We start from the raw sequence: 19,051 nt of genomic DNA, 5'->3' as shown, positions 1-19,051 counted from the left end.
ATCACAACAGGCGGCCGCTTCTGTTTAAAGGCTTGGCGTTACCAGCTGTATTTCAGGGTCGCCAGAACCGTACGACCTTCACCGTAATAACGACTGCCGAATGTGTTTGAAGAAACATATTCCCGATCAAGCAGGTTGGTGGCGTTCACGGACAGACTGACGTCATCTGTCACGGCATAGTTGATGGCTGCATCAAACACGCTGTTTGACGGCAGGGTTTCGGTATTGCCATCATTGCGCTGACGTTCACCGACAAAACGCACACCACCGCCAAGGGTCAGATCGCCAAGCGCGCCCTGCCCCGGAATAGTGTAATCAAGCCAGGCTGAAGCCTGATGCTTGGGCACGTTTGCGGGACGGTTGCCGATGTTGGCTGCCGTGGCATCATCCTTGATTTCAGCATCAAGGAAAGTATAGGCCACCATCATGTTGGTCTGCTCGCCCAGCGACATTTTACCTTCAAGCTCAAGTCCGCGCGAATTGATTTCGCCAATTTGCTTGTAGGTAGCGGACCCGGAATCGTACTGTGAGACGTTTTCCTGGGTCAGATCAAACACCGCCGCCGTAAACAGTGCATCGATTGCTTCGGGCTGGTATTTCACGCCAAGTTCGTATTGCGTTCCTTCCTGCGGCTTAACCCCATCCGGTCGCGACGCCAGGCTGGAATAAACTGGCTGGTAGGATTCCGAATAATTCCCATAAACCGACACTTCGTTGGTCGCCTTATAGGTCAGACCAAAACGCGATGTGAATTTATGATCATCCCGTTCATCGGTCGTACCGCTGCTAATGGTGTCGGTGTCGCTTTGGACATAATCGAACCGTCCGCCAACGGTCGCGATCCAGTCATCGGCAATGGTCAGCTGTTCCTGGGCATAAAGACCGTAGGCCGCCTGGGTGATTTCGGTATCAGAGGTGAAGTTCAAGTTGATGCACGAAATGCCGCAATAGGACGGGTTGTACGGATCAATCGGACTGGCCGTGCCGTCAAAGCGGCGTTCACGGTTCTGATCGCGGTTGTAATCCAGCCCAACCAACGTCTTGCTGTCGAAGGTATCGTTGATGGCGGTGTCATACTGGAGCTGGTTATCAATGGCGAAACGATCAAGTTCACCGTAAATCGCAAAAGCATATCGATTGCCAAGCGGCGTAGTATCGTTGAGATAGACCGTTTCATACGTCAGATCGACATGGGTGTAGCGCGCATTCTGACGAAACTCGAGCTTATCATTGATCTGGTGCGACAGCTCGTAACCGATATTGGTTTCTTCGGTATCGAAATTGTTGAAATCAGGCTCGCCAAAGAATGCATCACGGCTGGTTTCAATTCCGGCCGGGAAACCATAACCAAGGCCGCTTTCCCGATCGCTGTAGCTGGTCAGGATGGTCAGTTTGGTATCCGTGTTCGGGGTATAGCTGAATGCCGGTGCGACATAGATGCGATCATCCTGTGAATAGTCCTGCCCGCGCTCGGCATCCTGCCAAAGCGCCGTCAGGCGATAGGACCAGTTACTGTTTTCACCAACCGGGCCGGTCACGTCGCCCGCACCGCGCAGATGATTTTCACCAAAGGTGGTCAGAACTTCACCACTGGCTTCATCCTGCGGGCGCTTGGTCGTCATGTTGACCAGACCACCCGGGCCATTCATGCCAAACAGGCTGGATGTCGAGCCCTTAAGCACATCAACCTGCTGCAAGCCATAGGTCTCCGGCCGACTGGTGGTAAAATTGTAGATCCGCGAAGACAATCCATCGCGATAAGTGCCAAGGTTGGTTTGGCCAAAGCCACGGATACGCACATAGTCATAGCGAACGTCCGAACCATATTCACCCGCTTGCACACCCGCTGTATAGGAAACCGCTTGTTGAAGATCCTGAACATTACGGGTTTCCATTTCTTTCTCGGTTACCACCGAAACCGCCGCTGAGGCGTCCAAAATAGGGGTATCGGTTTTCGACGCGGTCCGTGAGCGCGATGCAACAAAGCTGTCGGTAATCGCGTTGGTCGGATCAGATGCGTCTGCCGCGTTTGCTTCAACGCGCAGCGTATCAAGGACTTCCTCGCCGGCACTGCTGGTGACGGCTTCGATCACGACCGTCCCGTCACTGGTGACGTCATAATCAAGCCCCGAGCCGCGCAGAAGCGCCTCAAGGGCTGTGCTTGCGCGCATCGTGCCATTGATGGTCGGCGCATCAATTCCGCGTGCCAGCGCACCATCGACGGTGACCTGCACGCCGGCCTGCACACCAAACTGGGCCAAGGCACTGGTCAGTGACTGGGCCGGAATATCAAATGTGTGCTCGGCATTGATCGCGCCCGCACTGACCTGTGCATTTGCGTCAGGTGCAAACAACACGACCGGCGCCAAGGCGGTTGTCATCATCAAGGCAGTGGCTATTACCACAGCACGACCACGTTTTTGCAGTCGAGCTGCACCCCCATTGTTCATTTTCTTCTATCTCCGTTTCATGTCCTATGCCTGAAACAAATTGAGAATGCAAACGCTTCTCAATTTCGCATAAAAGACAAAACGGATGCCGGTTCTGTTTTTTCAAAAAATATTTGAGGGAATTCATCGAGATGGTTCCAAACCCGCAAAATTCTGCGGATTTGAGAGGCATTATTTTTTCTGGCAAGTGAGTATAAACGAGGCCAAGATCCAGCCCCCACCGCCATCAGGACTTCGAGACGACCAGAACCCACGGGGTGATTTCACGCACCGTTGCCTTTTGCGCCCGCGCCATGCCGCGCAAGGCTGACACCGGATCATCAAGGCGATAGACCCCGGTGACCGTCTGGGCAGCCAGGACCTCATCGGTGATCAGGATGGTGCCATTGAAATAGCGCCGAAGCTGATCAACAACGTCGGATAACGGTTGATCCTGTGCGATCAGCTGGTTCTTGCGCCAGGCACCGATCTGGCTGGTCGGCGAAGGATGACGGATCACCGTGCCGTCCTGCCCGACCCGGACATTCTGCCCGGCCTCAAGAATTTCAAAAACCGCCGGAACATTGGCGGCATTTTCGACCTGTACCCGCCCGTGTTCCACGCCGACCATGGAGACCGCATTGCCTTCGGATACATCAAACCCGGTGCCGAGTACTGTCACCGTCACCTGATCGGCCCCAACGCGAAACGGCTTTTGCGGATCCGGGGTGACGTCAAAAAACGCCTCGCCATCGAGCAATTCGACAAAGCGCGTCGTGCCGTCAAAACGGACCGTAATCGCGCTTTCCGGCGCAAGGGTTACCGTGCTGTTATCAGAAAGCGTGATGGTGCGCATCTCGCCAGTCGATGTGACATGATCGGCCTGCATATGGGTTGCGATATCCGGCCCGATGATGGCGGCCACAAGGGATGCAGCCACCGCCACCCCGCCAAGCCCGATCCCGCGCCAGGACATATTGCCGCGCTTTTGAAACCGGGTTTGCGCCGAGATGACCTTGCCCTCGGCAACGGCCTTTTCGTAATCAATATTCGGTAGCGCCGCGACCGCGTCATTCTGTTGACCGTCGGCACCGCCTTTGTCGCCACCCACGCGGCGCGCGTCAAGGAACGCCTGCCAATCGGCCGTGCCAGATGGCTTGGCCTTTGCCATCAAATCGGCGGTCTCTTGCGTGGCGTTCCAGGCATCAAGATTGGCTGGATCCTCGGCACACCAGTCGGCAAACCGTGCTTGCAGTTCCGGGTTTTCCGGATCTTCCTGCAGGCGGATCAACCATTCGGTCGCGGCCTTGCCCGCCTGTTTTTGAACTGGATCGGTTATCTCTGCCATCACCCTATTGCGCCCCCGTTGCACCGCCTGGTGCGATCAGGGCGATATAGCCGATATCACGCAACGCGTCACCATCTGTGCGGGTTATGGCGCAAATTTCTGCAAGGCCAAACTGTTTGGTTGGGCAATGAATGATCCTCATGGCCAGCCACCCAGCCGTTCACGGCAATGATCAATTCCCTCAGACACAAGCTTATGAGCAAGCGGCACGGAAATATCGAGATAGTCGGCAATCTCGCGCAGTTTCGCCCCGCCCACCCGATGCATCTCGCACGCAATGCGCGTGCGTTCGGGCAGCTCAGAAAGGGCTTGCATCAAAATCGCGTATTCATCCTTGTACACCGCAACCGTTTCCGGGTCTGGGCTGTCGGATGCGCGCGTTTGCACGGCAACGTCATAATCAGATGCGGCGGTCAGGCTGCTTTCACGGGCAATCTGGCGTTTGCTATCAAGGGCCAGATTGCGCACGATCCGGTACAAATAACCGGTGGTGTCGTCCAGAAACCGTCCCTTGGTCGCCGCATCAAAACGCAACCATGCTTCCTGCACCAGATCTTCGGCCTGTACACGGCTGCCGATGATGCTGCTGGCATAGTTCACAAGTGCGGATCTTTGGCGCATGAACAGCGCCAATGACGTCACATTTGATGTCGCGTTCGAAGCCAATCAGAATGTCCTTTGCACAATGTGGGCAAGCCCCGTGCCCGCATGGGATGACACGCTTAGCGCAAATGATACTGATTATCAACAGCAATCAAACACCCTATCCATCAGACGATGATCGCATCATCGAACTGCGCCGTGCCGATGGGGGCCTGATCCTGATGCTGCATCCGGCAGGCAAAGGTCAGAAAGCGGGCCAGTCTTTGATCAAACTGGTCTTTGAAGTCGAGGATGTCGAAAGCACCCGAGACGCCCTGATCAAATCCGGGGTCGATGTCGGACCGATCCATCAGGCCGACAGCTACCAGTTCGCGAACCTCAAGGACCCGGCAAAGAATTCGGTATCGATCTCCAGCCGCGCACTCGCCTGCCTCTAACGCACGTTCGACGTCTATTGTTCTAGGGTCCGGACTCATTCAAATGGTCGAGCCGGCACTAGAAACCGGGTGCGATATCCATAAAGCGTCCAGAGTATCCCCAAAGCGCAGCAAACGTATGCCCGCACCAAATTGCATGTTTCTTTATCGGAAATGCAGCTTAATTTTTTGCGCGGGGATTGAAGCGCTTCTTGTTCACTTGAAAATTTAGCCGATCTTCAAGGTGTCTTTGCGTGATGGAAATTCATGCATCAGACAAAGACCTGTCTGGCGGATAACCGTTGAAGCATTGACCCGGGTAAAAAACTTGGCGTTTTGCAATCCGATGATGTGATCAGGCGCAAACAGAGCAGACTTTCAGAGCTCTTCTCATCCCCGATGCAGTTCATAAGGCAAACCTTATGGCATGAACACGATGACCCTGTTTGCTGTGAGAGCAGCCAGAAGACAACAGCGGCGTAGAACGCATTGTCTGGGAGAACGATTGAGCTATGGAAAGCTGTTTTAAGTCTGGCCACATATTGTTGCGGGCATTGCTTGTTATAACTGCGTTTACCAACAACGCACTGAAAATAAATATAAAACGTGAAACAATACGATACAAAAAAACAAAATCGACAACGCAGATAAAAACCAACTTCGCGCGGCTCTGCAGTGGTGTACTATTTTTGCTTGTCGCGCCCAATAGCGCCTATGCCTACAGCGTAACAAACGCGGGTGGCAGTGCGGCGACACCGACACAGACGATTACAACCGAAGCCAGCAAAAGAGTGTCCGGCGACAGCTTGACCTTCTTCCAGGAGGCAAATCCGGCACCATCCGGATTTGCAGCGGGCGATACGCTGGAAATCTCGCTGAGTGGCGGGGCGACCTTTGGTGACGCCAACATTTCTCTCGAAGCGAGTGCGGGCGGCGCTGGCACTGGTGACCTGACTTGGGCAACCTTCTCGGGATCGCCCCAAGGAAGATCGTCGCTCACCGTCACCATCCAACAAGGAACGACGCCGGGATCATTTGCTAATTTCGACGGACTAATTCTGAGCGGTAACACCATTGCAGGACAATCCCTAACGATCAATCTTCCCCAGATTGCCGGGCGCGATATTTTCATTTCCTTTACCTTGCGCAACTCAGGCGGCACGGTGAAAGGAACAGCAAGCCTAAAGCTGTTTGACAACACACTTGCCCCCGCCGGGAACCTTGAAGAATCCCAGTCTGCGATCAAGACTGTACTTGCTACGCATATCAGAAACATGACGTCGCAAAGTGTTGGCCTTTCCGGATTGATTACCGGACGCGGATTTGGCCGTGGCGGCGGCAGCCTTGGCGGTTTGTTTGGCGACAGCGCCGCATTCGGGAATGCCTTGACGGAATCCACAGGTTTGACTTTACCGGTTGCACTGGAGTTGAACGAAGGAAGAGGCAACTTTGCAGCAAATCTCAATAGCGTGATGAACTGGACGGGAGAACTGGCTGCCGGAGAGCAAAATACAGGTGGTCTCCCGCCCAGCGCGTTTTCCAATTTTGAAAGCCCGATGAACCTGTGGGTGAAGGGCAGATGGGAAGGCATTAATGATAGTCGGGGTGGCACAGCAGGAGACAGCGATTTCGGCCTGTTTATGACGGGCATCGACTATCGTGTTGATAAAGACACGATGGTTGGCATCCTTGGCCAATATGACCTGTACAAATCGACTGCCACTGGCCAAGACAGCCATGGTGAGGGAAAAGGCTGGATGGTCGGGCCCTATATGGTCTCTCGACTGGATGAAAACCTGATTTGGGATGGTCGCGTTGCCTGGGGTAAATCAAAAAACAAGATCAATCCGCTCGGCCGGGGATGGGACAAATATGACGGTGAACGCTCACAGTTGGAAACCAATCTGACCGGCGACATCCGCTCAGAAAATTGGGAATTTTATCCGCAGATCGGCATCAACTACTTCCGTGAAGAACAAAAAGCATACACAAACTTTGGCGGGGAGCGGATCGAAGCCCAGACAATAACCTTCGGCAACCTTACGTTCGGCCCGGAAATTGTTCGCGTTTTGCAAGTCGAAGATGGCCCAACATATCGGCCATTCGTTGCTCTTCGCGGCATTTGGGATTTCCGGGCACCACCGATTGCACATAGTAACGGAAGCCAAGTAGATACCGAAAAGCTGCGCGCCAGAGCGGAACTTGGCGGAGACATCACCTTTGAAGATGGCGGAAGTATCTACGCCAAATATGCCTATGACGGCATTGGCCTAGCGAACTATGAGTCCCATAGCTTTGAAATCATTGCAAACACGCCGGTAACTTTCGGTTTCCTGCCGGATAACAGCAAGTTCAAATCTTCATTTAATCAGGATGTAAGCTCAACCCAGGCAAGCACCTTCCGGATAGGGCTCGACATTCCGCTAAACTGATCTCACGCGTGTAAAGGGATGTCACAAAGCCATCCCTTTATTCTCTCATGCCAGCACCGCTATCGCCCCAAACCGCTCATAACCCGACATCAACCCGTCGTAACAACCGCCAGAAAGCTTAGGAATTTCGTTACCTTGGCTTGCTATACAGGTGATTAGAACACATTCAAAATCGCCATCCGGGAGCCCGCCATGCAGAAAACCAGCCTTGTCATCCTGTTGACCGGTGTTGTGGCCTTGGGCATGTGGGGGATCAGCGATTACATGGCGCACAAGGGCGAGGCATATGGCGATGTCGAACGCGGGCAATCAATTGCCGAGCAGACCTGCCTGCGCTGTCACACCAAATTCGAAGGCGATCCCCTGCCCGATCCGAACGTCACCACCGCCCCGGCCCTTGCCAGTTTCGGGCAACGCTGGCCGCTCGAAAACCTTGAAGAAGCCCTGGCAGAAGGCATCACGGTTTCGCATGACAACATGACCATGCCGGAATTTTCCTTTACCTCCCAAAGCATCGCCGATCTGCTGAGCTATATGGAAAGCCTGACAAACGAGGCCAATGCGAAGGCCGGCAAATAAGCCGTTTGAAGGTAATTAGGGCGGGGAGCAAAAACGCCCCGCCCTTGATCATTCACAGCCCGATAAACACCGCACAGTCGTTTATACGTGACTGTGATTGACCAATCTGGCAAAGGCGCCGCGCCAGGCCGGGTCCGGCTCGATGCCAAAGATGTCTTTGAGCGTTTGGGGAATATCCCCAACACTGAGCGTATGTTGTTCTTCCTCGCCGGTGACCAGCCGGATGGTCAGGCGGTTATTAAGCAGGGTGAAGCGGGCAAACGGGGCAGAGCGTGCGACCATCAGGGTCTTGCAGAATCCGCTGTCGGGGTGATCGGATGCGTACCAGTTCATGACCTCGTAATCGATATTTGAAACAGGCGCGATATCGATCTCATGCACCGGCTTCCAAACGCCATCGCGTTCCAGTTCAATCCGATAGCTGTGCGCCCCCTTGGTCACGCGGTATGTGTCGTGCGGGGTTGCTTGTGGCGTTTCGATATCAAGCAATAACGGCCCGGTTGGCACACAGCCGCCCAACCCAACATCGGCCAGCCATGCTTCGCCATCAATCATCACCCGGTTGGCCATGTGGCAGCGTGGACGGGGCAGATCATTCGGGCCATAGCCCCATAAAACCCGCCCGGCCAGACCTTCGACCTCAAAGCCAAGGCTGCACAACACCCGGCGAAACAGGCCGTTCTGCTCAAAACAATAGCCACCCCGCCCGTCATGGATCAGCTTTTGATCGACGCGCTCCGGATCGATGCTGATCGGGGTATCGTTGAAGACATCAATCGCTTCGAACGGGATGGTTGCCGGATGCATCGCATGCAGGGTTTGCAAAACTTCCAGCGTTGCTTCGCGCGGGCCGTCATAGCCGATCCGGGCGAAATAGGCATCCAGATCCACTTCCTGCCTCGGGCGTTTGATCGGGGCGGCCCAACTGGCATTGATCCGGCTTTGCAAAGTGTCATGGTCTGGTGCGACCGGGGCGTTATGGGTGACGGGCTGGTGGCTATTCATCACAAGGCTCCATTCCTTTGACGATGTCTTTTCATCATCGTTTGATCTCATGAAGCAGGACGATAAAACCTCAACCTATGTTACGGTCAAACGCAAAAAATCGAAAAACTTTAAATCGAATAATCTGCGAATAATATCTGAAATCACGGCCCCACTCACAGCATTCACCCCATGATCACGGCCCATTCAAGCAACAATTCACCTTTTACACGCACGATATAGAGCTTTTGCGCGACAGATTGCGTCCCCCTGTGATATTTGAGACTCTAAAGAGCGGAGAAACCGAACAAGCCAATGATCGCGATGGCACTGGCCGTGCGCGAACGGGTCTTTGGAAACGTCGCTTTATCCACCCAAGACGGATCGCGAAGGGTCCGCTTGCCAGACAGGGAAATAACCATGCGCACTGTTTATGTGAACGGCGAGTTTTTGCCGGAAACCGAAGCAAAGATTTCGATTTTTGACCGATCCTTCCTGTTCGCCGACGGCGTGTATGAAGTGACCTCGGTGCTTGATGGCAAGCTGATTGACTTTACGGGTCACATGAAGCGCCTCGAACGCTCGCTTGCCGAGCTCAAGTTCCAGTTCAAGCCCGATATTGACCAGTTTCTTGAAGCCCACCGTGAACTGGTGAAGCTTAACGACATCACCGAAGGCCTGATCTACCTGCAGGTTTCGCGTGGTTCGGCCGGTGATCGAGATTTCGCGATCGACCCGCAAACGCCGCCGACCATCGTGATGTTCACGCAAAGCAAATCCCTGATCAAATCGGCCCTTGCCGAACGCGGCCAAAAGATCGTGACCTTCCCCGACATCCGCTGGCGCCGGTCCGACATCAAGACCACCCAGCTTCTTTATGCGTCGCTTCTCAAAACCGATGCGGCTGCCAAGGGCAAGGATGATGCCTGGATGGTGCTGGATGGCTATGTCACCGAAGGGTCAAGCAACAACGCCTATATCGTCACCAAGGACGGCACAATCGTCACCCGTGAACTGTCGACCGACATCCTGCACGGCATCACCCGTGCGGCGGTCCTGAAATGCGCCGAGGAGCTTCAGCTCAAAGTCGAAGAACGCCACTTCACCATCGAAGAAGCCCAGAACGCGGCTGAAGCCTTTTCGACCTCGGCCTCGGCCTTTGTCTGCCCGGTTGTCGAAATTGACGACAAAAAGATCGGCGATGGTGTTCCCGGCCCGGTCGCCAAGCGCCTGCGCGAGATCTATATCGACGCCAACCGCAAGATGGCGATCTGATCCGATCAAATAACATCTGAGATGATCGTCTCCTCAAAGCCGATCAAACCGCGAAACGCCGCCCACTTTCGGGCGGCGTTTTTGCTTAACTGCTGGCCTCATCGCAACAATTCCCGTAAAGCTGAAAGCTAACGCCACCACCAACTAGGAAGCCCCATTGGCCACGCAAACGTCTTCCCGCCAGAACAACCTTGTCGGCATCATGACGATGTGTGGCGGGGTGGCAGCGCTGTGTATCAATGATGCGCTGGCCAAAAGCCTGATGGATCATTATTCCCCGATCCAGATCATCTTCCTGCGCAACATCATCGCCCTTCCCTTTGCCTTTATGGTGGCGCTCAAAATGGGCGGTTCTCGCAGCTTGCGGTCAAGCCGCGTTCACGTGCATTTCATGCGCGGTGTCGTCTGGATTGCCGCCACCGTGATGTTCTTTACCAGCATCCACCACCTCGGTCTTGCCGAAGCCACAGCACTGGCCTTTGTCGCACCGTTATTTATCACCGCACTGTCGGCAATCTTCATTGCCCGGGTCGGCTGGCGGCGCTGGCTTGCGGTTAGTGTTGGTTTTCTGGGGGTTCTGGTAATTGTCCGGCCTGGTGCCGCAACGTTTGAGCTGATATCGCTCCTGCCGATTGCGACTGCGTTTACCTATGCGATCCTGATGCTAAGCGCGCGCTTTGTCGATACGCGCGAAAGCATGTGGACATTGCTGCTTTATCTCAGCCTGACCAGCGCGATCCTGACCAGCATACCGGTGATCTTTGTCTGGAGCCCGGTCCGGGCGGAGGACATCTGGCTGTTTCTGGCGATTGCGCTCTGTGGCTCGCTTGGCATGACCATGATCACCCAGGCCTTCCGCTTTGCCGAGGCCCCGACGGTGGCACCATTCGATTACACGGCCCTGATCTGGGCAACCGCACTTGGCTGGATGTTCTGGGGTGAAACGCCCGATGTTCTGACCTTTGTCGGGGCAGCCATCATTACCGCAAGCGGGCTTTTCGTGATCTTCCGCGAAAGCAAGGTGGCGGCGGAAAACTAGTCGCGCGGTTTGACGCCATAGGTCCGCATCGCACTTTCGCGCATGTCGGCCTCATGCACGTCGTTTTTAAACCGGTAACTGGGGGCGAGGATTTCATTCGCCTTGGTGACCGTGACATCAAACAGGGTCGCCACCCGGAAGGCGTTGCCTGCCATGTCCTGCAGGATGGCTTGGCGTTCTTCAAACCCGGCGTCACCTTTGCGCATCAGGGTCGCCGCGCCATAAAGCTGCCAGCCGCGTTGCGAAAAAACATCAACGAAACTCACGCAAACATGCGGATTGCGCGCGATATTCTCAACCGACTGCGGGGAAGCAATATTGGCGATGATGATGCGGTCATCCCCAAAACACGCAAAGATTTCCTTGGGGCTGACCGACGGTCCGGCATCAGAACTTGTCGCCAGCCAGCAGAGAACCGAACGATTGGCATAGTCGCGGATCTCATCGGTTAGCATGCCCGTTTCCCTTCCGAATACATAGGACTGCCCACACCTAAATGACATGCTAAATTTTCACCCATCGCGTCGGAAGCTGCGAGTTTCCGCCCGATGCAATTTGCCCATCTATATCTATACCAGAAGCAGATAATAGAGCCAAATATGCGGCAAGGATTTCATTATGGAGCCGCTCTAAATCATTCAGCATCAGCTCACGACCCTCAGAAGAGTTTCGCCGAAAGTTGTGATACCGATAGAAGGAATGGCTTAAAAAATTTCTTGCACGCAAAGCAGTCTCAAGCATTTCCGCAGAAACCGCAGAATCTTTCTGCTTTGCTTTTAAAGCGGAAATCAAACGACCAAGCGTGTGTTTGTTCACCTTTTGAACAATCTCACTGGCTTTGGCTGAATCAGGGTTTCGAATTAGGTCGGCATCCAAACATTCATGCGTAAACAGCATTGTTCCGAGTTCAGTTTCCAGAAGCTGGGCGGCCTCAGAAACTTCACCGAACTTCTCGTACACGTTAGCCAACGTAACCATTCGAGTTCCAAGATAAATTGGCCGTCAAAAACAAGCTTGATTATGCCAAGAGCAACCTAACTGCTACCAGCAGAAATCCCCCATCGCATAGGTGATGTGACGGCCCGTGGCGGCCAGAAGCGCATCAAGCTTTTCGCGTTCCGGCAGCGTACCGCGCGGCGCGTCGAGTTCTTCGGCGTGGATGCCGCCGGTGACGAGTGCGACATCCAGACCGGCATTGTTGGATCCAGCAATATCGGTCGAGATGCTGTCGCCGACGACCAGAAGCTTGGCATCCGGGCCCTTATCAAACATCTGCAGGCAGAAGTCATAGGCACTTGCCAACGGCTTGCCTTCCCAGCGGACATTGCCACCCAGTTCTTCGTAACGCCCGGCAATGGCACCGGCACAAATGATGCGTTTGCCACCGCGGATCACTTCACGGTCCGGGTTGGGACACAGCACCGGCAGGTCGCGGGCCTTCAGCGCATGCAGAAGGTCTTCGTATTTCGACACCTGATCATGATCCTCGTTCGGGCCGGTGATCAGAACCCAGTCGGCATCATCGACCTCGGTGACGATTTCGACATCCTGATTTTCAAACATCGACATATCGCGCACCGGCCCGACCATCAGGACCTTGCGACCCAGCTTGGCGTACCAGGGATCGGATCGCGCGACGAGCTGGGCATAGGCAACCTCGCCCGATGCCACCGCCGGGCCATACAAATCGCGCGAAATGCCCATATCTTCCATCCGGTTGACCACGACCGAGGAACGGCGCGGCGCATTCGACAGAAGGGCCACCGGAATACCGGCTTCCTTAAGGGCTGTCATCGCGGCGATCGAGCTTGGATAGGGTGTCACCCCGTCATGCACAACGCCCCACAGATCAAGGATCACGGCATCATATTTACCAATCACCTCGGACAGGCCATTGATCATTTCATAGGGCGCGGGCTTGCTCATGCCGTCCGGATCCTTGTGTTACTTCTTGTTTGATTTGGCAGCAACAGCTGCCTTGGCAGAACGGGCTTCATCGACCGGAATGCCTTTGCCCGAAATCTCCGGGAAGGCGGCACCGACTGCATCCGATACATTGGCAAAGCCATCCTTGCGCAGGCGCCGTGCAAGGTCTTCCTTGATCTCGGTCACCAACTCCACACCGTGATAGACCAGCGAGGAATAAAGCTGCACCAGCGAAGCACCATTGAGGATCTTCTCATAGGCATCCTTGCCCGATGCAATCCCGCCAACCCCAATCAGCGGCACCTTGCCCTCGGTCAATCGGTAAAAGTCGGCCAGAACCTTGGTCGAGGGTTCCATCAAAGGCGGGCCGGAAAGACCGCCCTTTTCATCCTGATCATAAGAATTAAGCCCGACCGGCCGGTCAATCGTGGTGTTCGATACGATCATGCCATCAAGTTTGACTTTGGTGACCACAGCCGCGATGTCGGATTTGTCTTCCTCGGTCAAATCCGGGGCGACTTTCAACAACACCGGCACCCCCTTGGCAAAGGAATTCCGCGCCTTGATCACGACCTTAAGCAGCTTTTCAAGCGGCGCACGGCCCTGCAAAGCGCGCAGGCCCGGCGTATTGGGCGAGGACACATTGACCACCAGATAATCGGCATAGGGACCAAGCGCCTCGACCCCCTTGGCGTAATCATCAGCCGCGTCTTCGGAATATTTGTTTTTACCAAGGTTGGCCCCCAAAACGCCACGCCGCGCACGTTTGCGCAGGCGCGCGGCCACCAATTCGGCCCCGTCGTTATTGAACCCCATGCGGTTGATCACCGCCCGGTCGGAATAAAGCCGGAAAAGACGGGGTTTCGGGTTGCCCGGTTGCGGCAATGGCGTGACAGAGCCGATCTCAACAAAACCGAACCCGTGCGACAGCATCTGGTTGGGGACTTCGGCGTTTTTATCAAAGCCCGCGGCAAGCCCGACCGGATTGGCAAATTTGCGCCCGAACACCTCGGTTTCGAGCATCGGGGTCGCGTCGGTTGCGTCATCCGCGCGCGGCACCAGATTGTTTTTCAGTGCCCAGATCGCCAGACCATGCGCGGTCTCGGCATCAATCCAGCGGACAATCGGCAAAACCAGTGACTTATACCACCCCACGCGAGACGCTCCGTGCTTGAAAGGACATGCCCTTTTCTTACGCGGCCAAGGGCTTTTGGGCAAGGATCAATGGCATTAAGTGGTGCCACGCGGCCGGTTATTTTCTTATGGCCGGTCCATCAACGATCTCAGGTGCTGTACTGCATAAAATCATGCACCGATGTTTTTATCGCGTGGCCACAGATTGACAGCCGCGATTTCCGGAATATCTAGGAGCGACCAAAACAGAAATTCCGATCAAAGGATATCCAATGTCAAAACCCGACATTCTCTTCACACCTTTCAAGCTGAAAACGCTTGATCTTCCCAACCGTATCGTCATGGCCCCGATGACGCGCAACAAGGCACCGGACGGCATTCCGGGCGCCGCCAACGCGGATTATTACAGCAAGCGCGCCGCAGGCGGTGTTGGTCTGATCCTGTCCGAGGGGACCGTGGTCGATCGTCCGGCATCACGTAACCTTCCGCACATTCCGCTTTTCCATGGCGAGGCCGCCATGAAGGGCTGGAAGGCCGTTGCCGATGCCGTGCATGCGGCTGGTGGCAAAATGGGCCCGCAAATCTGGCATACCGGATCAACCCGCACACCGGATGGCTGGGAACCGGGCGCACCGGTCGAAAGCCCGTCGGGTCTGGTCGGCCCGGATGATCCGCGCGGCAACGCCATGACGGAATCTGATATTGCCGACACCATCGCAGCCTTTGCCAAGGCCGCCCTGGATGCCAAGAATGCCGGTTTTGATACCTTTGAAATTCATGGCGCGCACGGCTATCTGATTGATCAGTTCTTCTGGCCCGGCACCAACCTGCGCACCGATCGCTTTGGCGGCAAGACGATCAAGGAACGTTCAACCTTTGCCCGCGAAGTGGTGACCGCCATGCGGGCCGCCGTGGGCCCGGACTTCCCGATCATCCTGCGCGTCAGCCAGTGGAAACAGCAGGACTTTACCGCCCGCCTTGCTTACACGCCCGATGAAATGACCGATTGGCTCGGCCCGCTGGTCGAGGCCGGGGTCGATATCATCCACGCGTCCCAACGCCGTTTCTGGGAACCGGAATTCCCCGAAATTGATGGCGATAAGGGCCTTAACTTTGCCGGTTGGGCGAAGAAGCTGACCGGCGTGCCGACAATTTCAGTGGGCTCTGTTGGCCTGTCATCGGACTTTATCGGTGCGTTCTCCGGCGAAGCATCGGAAAAGGCCAGCCTTGATGAGCTGATCAATCGCATGGAAAAGGGCGAGTTTGACCTGATCGCGGTTGGCCGTGCACTTCTGAGCGACGCCCAGTGGGCCAACAAGGTCAAAAGCGGCGCCTATGATCAGCTGGAAGACTTCAACGCCTCTGCCCTGGCAGAACTCGCGTAAGTTAACACCGATCACAAACACAAAAAAAACAGCCCGCCGAACCATCGGCGGGCTGTTTGCATATCGGGCGGGGTCGTTGGCTAAATGCCTCAGATGATCTGAAACATCAAAACCACGGTACCGAGGGTCATGGCAATGGCCGCCAGCATCAAAAGCCCGTCACTGACCAAAATCGCCAAGCCAAAGGCGGCAATGGCGCTCAGCGGCGCGATGGCGGCAAACGGGACAAGTTCAAACATCGGCATCGACAGAGACAGGAGCAGGCACATCAGCGCCGCAATCCGCACGGCAACCCCGCTGATCAGGCTTTCAAACCGCCCGCCGAACCAGCGATCCATGCGTTTGGCGACCGGATCAATCTTTTCCAGCCCGACACGGACCTTGTCACCCCCGATTTCCCGATCTGCCAAGACGTCGGGCAACCATAAATGCGTGCGTCCGATGATAATTTGCAGGGAAAACACGGCAACGAGTGCGGCCAGAAAGGTCGGCGCAAAGGGAATGCCACCAATCGGCGACACACCAATCAGGGCCGGCACCAGAAGGAACGGCCCCTGACTGCGTTGCCCCAGCTCGGCCACGATATCGCCCACCGAAACATGGCGGTCGCCTTCTGCGCGCTCGCCAATCCGGGCAACGATATCCTCGACCTTTGCATTTTTCGGCGCCTTCATGGCCGGGCCTTTCGGCTATGGATCTGAATGTTATGCATGAAACCACAACGTCTGACGGGCGCGCTTGTTTCCGGCCAATTTGCGCCAGAACAATGCAGACACGCCGCACCTGTGCTGAGATCCCCCCATGACACAGCTTGATCTTGATAAACTCAAAGCAACCCTTGCCGCGCGAAATCCCGGCCCGTTTCATTTCCATGAAATCTATGGGCGTGACTGGGACGCGCTTTATATCGGCGACAAGGTCAAACTCGGCCATTCATTCCTGAATGCCGTGCGCGCCGGGAAATTGCCCGGCGTGATCGATACCGGCACGAAGAAAGGCGGCGGGCGATTATATCTTTGGAAGCCGTGCGGGATTTAGATCCGGCGCGTTCAGGCGGAGCTGGCGCAGATCAACGCAGATCTTCGGGCAGGATGTGAACACCGTTTTCATCAAGGCGAATTTCATCGACCTTGGTCACGTGCTCCACGGACAGAACATCATAGAGATGCGGGAACAGCGTGCCGCCGCGGGCCGGTTCCCATTTGATTTTCGCGGCAATCGGCGCGACCGGCACCCGCAGCAATTTCAAGTGATCCCGCCCGGCATAATGCAGCGCAAGCGTTGCGGCCAGCGTATCCTGGGTCGAGAAATGGATAAAGCCATCGGCAATATCATGCGGCGCACCGTCATATTGTCCGGCACTGAGCGCTTCTGCCCATTCATCCGAACCCAATACGCGATAGATCATGTCATCAGTTGTATTTGTCATGGCGGGAATTTAGGCAGACACGTGCGAAACGGCAAGCCTATTTCATCTGATCCTTCAGCCAGCCCAAAAGCTTCGCATACCGTTCCGTCTTGGAAAATTCCGGACTGCAGACCAGCCAATAGGCCGATTTCATGGGAACCTCCGGACCAACCGGCGCAAGAAACCCTTGTGCGATATCGCCCTCAATCAGAAGGGTTCGGCCAAGCCCGATGCCCATGCCGTTGATTGCGGCCTGTAACACCAGATCGGCACGATCAAACGCAAGCGCCTTGCGATCCGCATCAAGGCTTAAACCGGCCTTTGCGTAATAATAGCCCCAACTGAAATCCGTGCCATCACGCTCCCCGACCGCATCCTTAAGCAAGGTGACATCACTGTCGCCAAGAACCTCTTCAAGCCCCCTGCCCCCGGCGACATAACCCGGACGGGCGACCGGCACGATCGCTGCCTTTTTAAGCAAGCTGGAATGCAAACCGGGATAGGGCCCGGCGCCAAAGCGAATGGCGGCATCCATCGTGCCAGCGCTGAAATCCACCGGCCGGTCATTGACGTCCAAGGCAATCTCAAGCCCGGCGTCCTGTGCCGACGCCAGATTGGGCAATACCCATTTCATCGCCAGCGCGGATGCCACCGACAGGCGCACCGTGCCGCTCGTTCTGAATTTCTCCAGCCGGTCAAACGCCCCGTCCCAGACACCCACCGTCTCAAGCGCAGCCGCACACAGCACCCGGCCATATTCGGTCGGCGTGATCTGGCGCGTGGTGCGCTCAAACAACGCAAAGCCAAGCGCCTCTTCAAGCTGGGTGATCCGGTGACTGACGGCCGACTGATGCACACCCAGCTTTTCGGCCGCCTTGCTGAAACTGTTTTCACGCGCAATCGCGGCCAACACCGGGGCCAAGGGGCTCACCCGTCCGATCAGATCCGCCCGCGACATTTCATGAGGTTTCTTCATCTATATATGAGTCCGAAATTCCTGACAAAACACTTAAAACAGCCTCATCAGAGATTTTAGCAGGAATAGAGTCATGAGTACATCTCAACAAAATACCCAAACCGTCCCGGTGCAGATCGTTAATGCGTTTGTGAAAAATGGTCAGGGCGGTAATCCGGCCGGTGTCGTACTGGATGCCGACCAGTTTAGCGACGCGCAAAAGCTCAGCATCGCGCAGAAAGTCGGCCTGTCGGAAACCGCCTTTGTCTCGAAATCCGAGACCTGCGGCATAAAGCTTGATTTCTTTACCCCGACCAAACGCATCGCCCATTGCGGCCATGCGACCATCGCGACTTTTTCCTATCTCGCCGCACTCGAACGCTTTGGCGATGGCGAGACCTCCAAGGAAACCGTCGATGGCCCGCGTAAGATCATCCTTGATCACGGCATGGCCTATATGGAGCAACTGGCCCCGACCTACACCCCGGCCGCCCGCTGGATTGATCAAGGTGTAACACTTGATGATGTGCTGAAATCGCTTGCGATCACGTCTAATGATCTCGATGACCGCGCCCGCCCGGTTCTGGTCAACACCGGCAATAACTTCATCGTCATTGCCGTGAAAGATCAGGCGACGCTCGCCAACATCACGCCCGATCAGGATGCCATCAACGCGATCAGCGAGAAACTGGACCTGATCGGCTATTACATCTTTACCACCGACACCGGTGACACAGGTGATGCCGGGATTGACGCCACCACCCGCATGTTCGCCCCGCGCTATGGCATCACCGAGGAAGCCGCCACCGGCATGGCCGCCGGCCCGCTGGCCTGCGTCCTCCATGATTTACTAGAAATCAAAAAGGACAGCTTCCTGATCGCCCAGGGCGAATTCATGACCGAACCGTCCCCAAGCGAAATCAAGGTCACGCTGGAGCTTAAAGATGACCGCATCACCGGCCTTCTGGCAGGTGGTCAGGGCAAGGTAATGAAGAACCTTGAGATTGCGCTTTAGACCTCCCCTCTTTGGCGCTTCCGCACACTCGCAGAAGCGCCAAATTTTACCCAAAAGTAAAATTTCACGAAAAATCTGCCCAAAACCACATAATTTTACTTACAGGTAAACTTCACTTTACAT

20 protein-coding genes are annotated in these 19,051 nt (G+C 55.4%); 8 read left to right on the top strand and 12 right to left on the bottom strand.

Features of this window, described 5'->3' with window-relative positions; translation table 11 throughout:
* Positions 1 to 38: 38 nt before the first annotated feature.
* From IT893_RS04970 to IT893_RS04955, 4 genes are all read right to left on the bottom strand, one after another.
* Positions 39 to 2,450: a TonB-dependent siderophore receptor gene (locus tag IT893_RS04970; RefSeq protein ID WP_197147042.1), complete on the bottom strand. Its 2,412-nt coding sequence runs from the start codon at positions 2,448 to 2,450 to the stop codon at positions 39 to 41.
* 226 nt (positions 2,451 to 2,676) lie between these two features.
* Positions 2,677 to 3,777: a FecR family protein gene (locus tag IT893_RS04965; RefSeq protein WP_197147041.1), complete on the bottom strand. Its 1,101-nt coding sequence runs from the start codon at positions 3,775 to 3,777 to the stop codon at positions 2,677 to 2,679.
* Positions 3,778 to 3,781: 4 nt separating this feature from the next.
* On the bottom strand, positions 3,782 to 3,919 hold the full coding sequence (locus tag IT893_RS04960; protein WP_156518940.1) for a hypothetical protein: 138 nt from the start codon (positions 3,917 to 3,919) through the stop codon (positions 3,782 to 3,784).
* Positions 3,916 to 4,443 carry a sigma-70 family RNA polymerase sigma factor gene (locus IT893_RS04955; protein WP_231959681.1) on the bottom strand — a complete coding sequence of 176 codons (528 nt, stop codon included), beginning with the start codon at positions 4,441 to 4,443 and terminating at the stop codon, positions 3,916 to 3,918. The genes IT893_RS04960 and IT893_RS04955 overlap by 4 nt, the downstream gene beginning before the upstream one ends.
* A 65-nt stretch (positions 4,444 to 4,508) precedes the next feature.
* On the opposite strand from IT893_RS04955, the gene IT893_RS04950 reads away from it, so the two are divergent.
* The 3 genes from IT893_RS04950 to IT893_RS04940 all read left to right on the top strand — a co-directional run bounded on the left by IT893_RS04950 (position 4,509) and on the right by IT893_RS04940 (position 7,807).
* Complete coding sequence (locus IT893_RS04950) at positions 4,509 to 4,817, top strand: VOC family protein (protein ID WP_197147040.1); 309 nt, start codon at positions 4,509 to 4,511, stop codon at positions 4,815 to 4,817.
* Positions 4,818 to 5,308: 491 nt separating this feature from the next.
* Positions 5,309 to 7,228: an autotransporter outer membrane beta-barrel domain-containing protein gene (locus IT893_RS04945; protein ID WP_197147039.1), complete on the top strand. Its 1,920-nt coding sequence runs from the start codon at positions 5,309 to 5,311 to the stop codon at positions 7,226 to 7,228.
* A 192-nt stretch (positions 7,229 to 7,420) separates the two neighbouring features.
* Positions 7,421 to 7,807, top strand: coding sequence for a c-type cytochrome (locus IT893_RS04940; protein ID WP_064781830.1), 387 nt, complete (start codon positions 7,421 to 7,423; stop codon positions 7,805 to 7,807).
* 81 nt (positions 7,808 to 7,888) lie between these two features.
* Here IT893_RS04940 and IT893_RS04935 read toward each other — a convergent pair whose 3' ends face one another.
* Positions 7,889 to 8,812, bottom strand: coding sequence for an arylamine N-acetyltransferase (locus tag IT893_RS04935; protein WP_197147038.1), 924 nt, complete (start codon positions 8,810 to 8,812; stop codon positions 7,889 to 7,891).
* A gap of 399 nt (positions 8,813 to 9,211) precedes the next feature.
* Between IT893_RS04935 and IT893_RS04930 the strand changes: the two genes are divergently transcribed.
* Both IT893_RS04930 and IT893_RS04925 read left to right on the top strand, forming a co-directional pair.
* Positions 9,212 to 10,066 carry a D-amino-acid transaminase gene (locus tag IT893_RS04930; RefSeq protein WP_197147037.1) on the top strand — a complete coding sequence of 285 codons (855 nt, stop codon included), beginning with the start codon at positions 9,212 to 9,214 and terminating at the stop codon, positions 10,064 to 10,066.
* Between the two features lie 157 nt (positions 10,067 to 10,223).
* Positions 10,224 to 11,105: a DMT family transporter gene (locus IT893_RS04925; protein WP_197147036.1), complete on the top strand. Its 882-nt coding sequence runs from the start codon at positions 10,224 to 10,226 to the stop codon at positions 11,103 to 11,105.
* Here the strand turns inward: IT893_RS04925 and IT893_RS04920 are convergent.
* The 4 genes from IT893_RS04920 to IT893_RS04905 all read right to left on the bottom strand — a co-directional run bounded on the left by IT893_RS04920 (position 11,102) and on the right by IT893_RS04905 (position 14,186).
* Positions 11,102 to 11,560, bottom strand: coding sequence for a pyridoxamine 5'-phosphate oxidase family protein (locus IT893_RS04920; RefSeq protein ID WP_197147035.1), 459 nt, complete (start codon positions 11,558 to 11,560; stop codon positions 11,102 to 11,104). The genes IT893_RS04925 and IT893_RS04920 overlap by 4 nt on opposite strands.
* Positions 11,561 to 11,609: 49 nt before the next feature.
* Entirely contained in the window at positions 11,610 to 12,083 is a 474-nt protein-coding gene (locus IT893_RS04915; RefSeq protein WP_197147034.1) for a hypothetical protein, read from the bottom strand.
* A gap of 63 nt (positions 12,084 to 12,146) precedes the next feature.
* Positions 12,147 to 13,031, bottom strand: a complete 885-nt coding sequence (locus IT893_RS04910; RefSeq protein WP_197147033.1) for a TIGR01459 family HAD-type hydrolase — start codon at positions 13,029 to 13,031, stop codon at positions 12,147 to 12,149.
* 18 nt (positions 13,032 to 13,049) lie between these two features.
* Positions 13,050 to 14,186 (bottom strand): quinone-dependent dihydroorotate dehydrogenase, encoded by a 1,137-nt coding sequence (locus IT893_RS04905; RefSeq protein WP_197147032.1) that lies wholly within the window; start codon positions 14,184 to 14,186, stop codon positions 13,050 to 13,052.
* A gap of 251 nt (positions 14,187 to 14,437) precedes the next feature.
* On the opposite strand from IT893_RS04905, the gene IT893_RS04900 reads away from it, so the two are divergent.
* Positions 14,438 to 15,550, top strand: a complete 1,113-nt coding sequence (locus IT893_RS04900; protein ID WP_197147031.1) for an NADH:flavin oxidoreductase — start codon at positions 14,438 to 14,440, stop codon at positions 15,548 to 15,550.
* Positions 15,551 to 15,639: 89 nt separating this feature from the next.
* Here IT893_RS04900 and IT893_RS04895 read toward each other — a convergent pair whose 3' ends face one another.
* Complete coding sequence (locus IT893_RS04895; protein WP_197147030.1) at positions 15,640 to 16,224, bottom strand: exopolysaccharide biosynthesis protein; 585 nt, start codon at positions 16,222 to 16,224, stop codon at positions 15,640 to 15,642.
* A gap of 127 nt (positions 16,225 to 16,351) precedes the next feature.
* Between IT893_RS04895 and IT893_RS04890 the strand changes: the two genes are divergently transcribed.
* The gene (locus IT893_RS04890) at positions 16,352 to 16,588 is read left to right on the top strand and encodes a DUF1413 domain-containing protein (RefSeq protein ID WP_197147029.1); all 237 of its coding nucleotides are present in this window, start codon (positions 16,352 to 16,354) and stop codon (positions 16,586 to 16,588) included.
* Positions 16,589 to 16,619: 31 nt separating this feature from the next.
* Here IT893_RS04890 and IT893_RS04885 read toward each other — a convergent pair whose 3' ends face one another.
* Both IT893_RS04885 and IT893_RS04880 read right to left on the bottom strand, forming a co-directional pair.
* Complete coding sequence (locus IT893_RS04885; RefSeq protein WP_064781822.1) at positions 16,620 to 16,979, bottom strand: DUF952 domain-containing protein; 360 nt, start codon at positions 16,977 to 16,979, stop codon at positions 16,620 to 16,622.
* A gap of 37 nt (positions 16,980 to 17,016) precedes the next feature.
* Positions 17,017 to 17,934 carry a LysR family transcriptional regulator gene (locus IT893_RS04880; RefSeq protein WP_197147028.1) on the bottom strand — a complete coding sequence of 306 codons (918 nt, stop codon included), beginning with the start codon at positions 17,932 to 17,934 and terminating at the stop codon, positions 17,017 to 17,019.
* Between the two features lie 73 nt (positions 17,935 to 18,007).
* Here IT893_RS04880 and IT893_RS04875 point away from each other — a divergent pair, with 73 nt between their 5' ends.
* Positions 18,008 to 18,928, top strand: coding sequence for a PhzF family phenazine biosynthesis protein (locus IT893_RS04875; protein WP_197147027.1), 921 nt, complete (start codon positions 18,008 to 18,010; stop codon positions 18,926 to 18,928).
* The last annotated feature ends 123 nt before the right edge of the window (positions 18,929 to 19,051 follow it).

The organism is Thalassospira sp. A40-3, from assembly GCF_015871485.1.
GTDB lineage: Bacteria > Pseudomonadota > Alphaproteobacteria > Rhodospirillales > Thalassospiraceae > Thalassospira > Thalassospira tepidiphila.
This window is presented reverse-complemented; position numbering and strand designations above follow the sequence as displayed.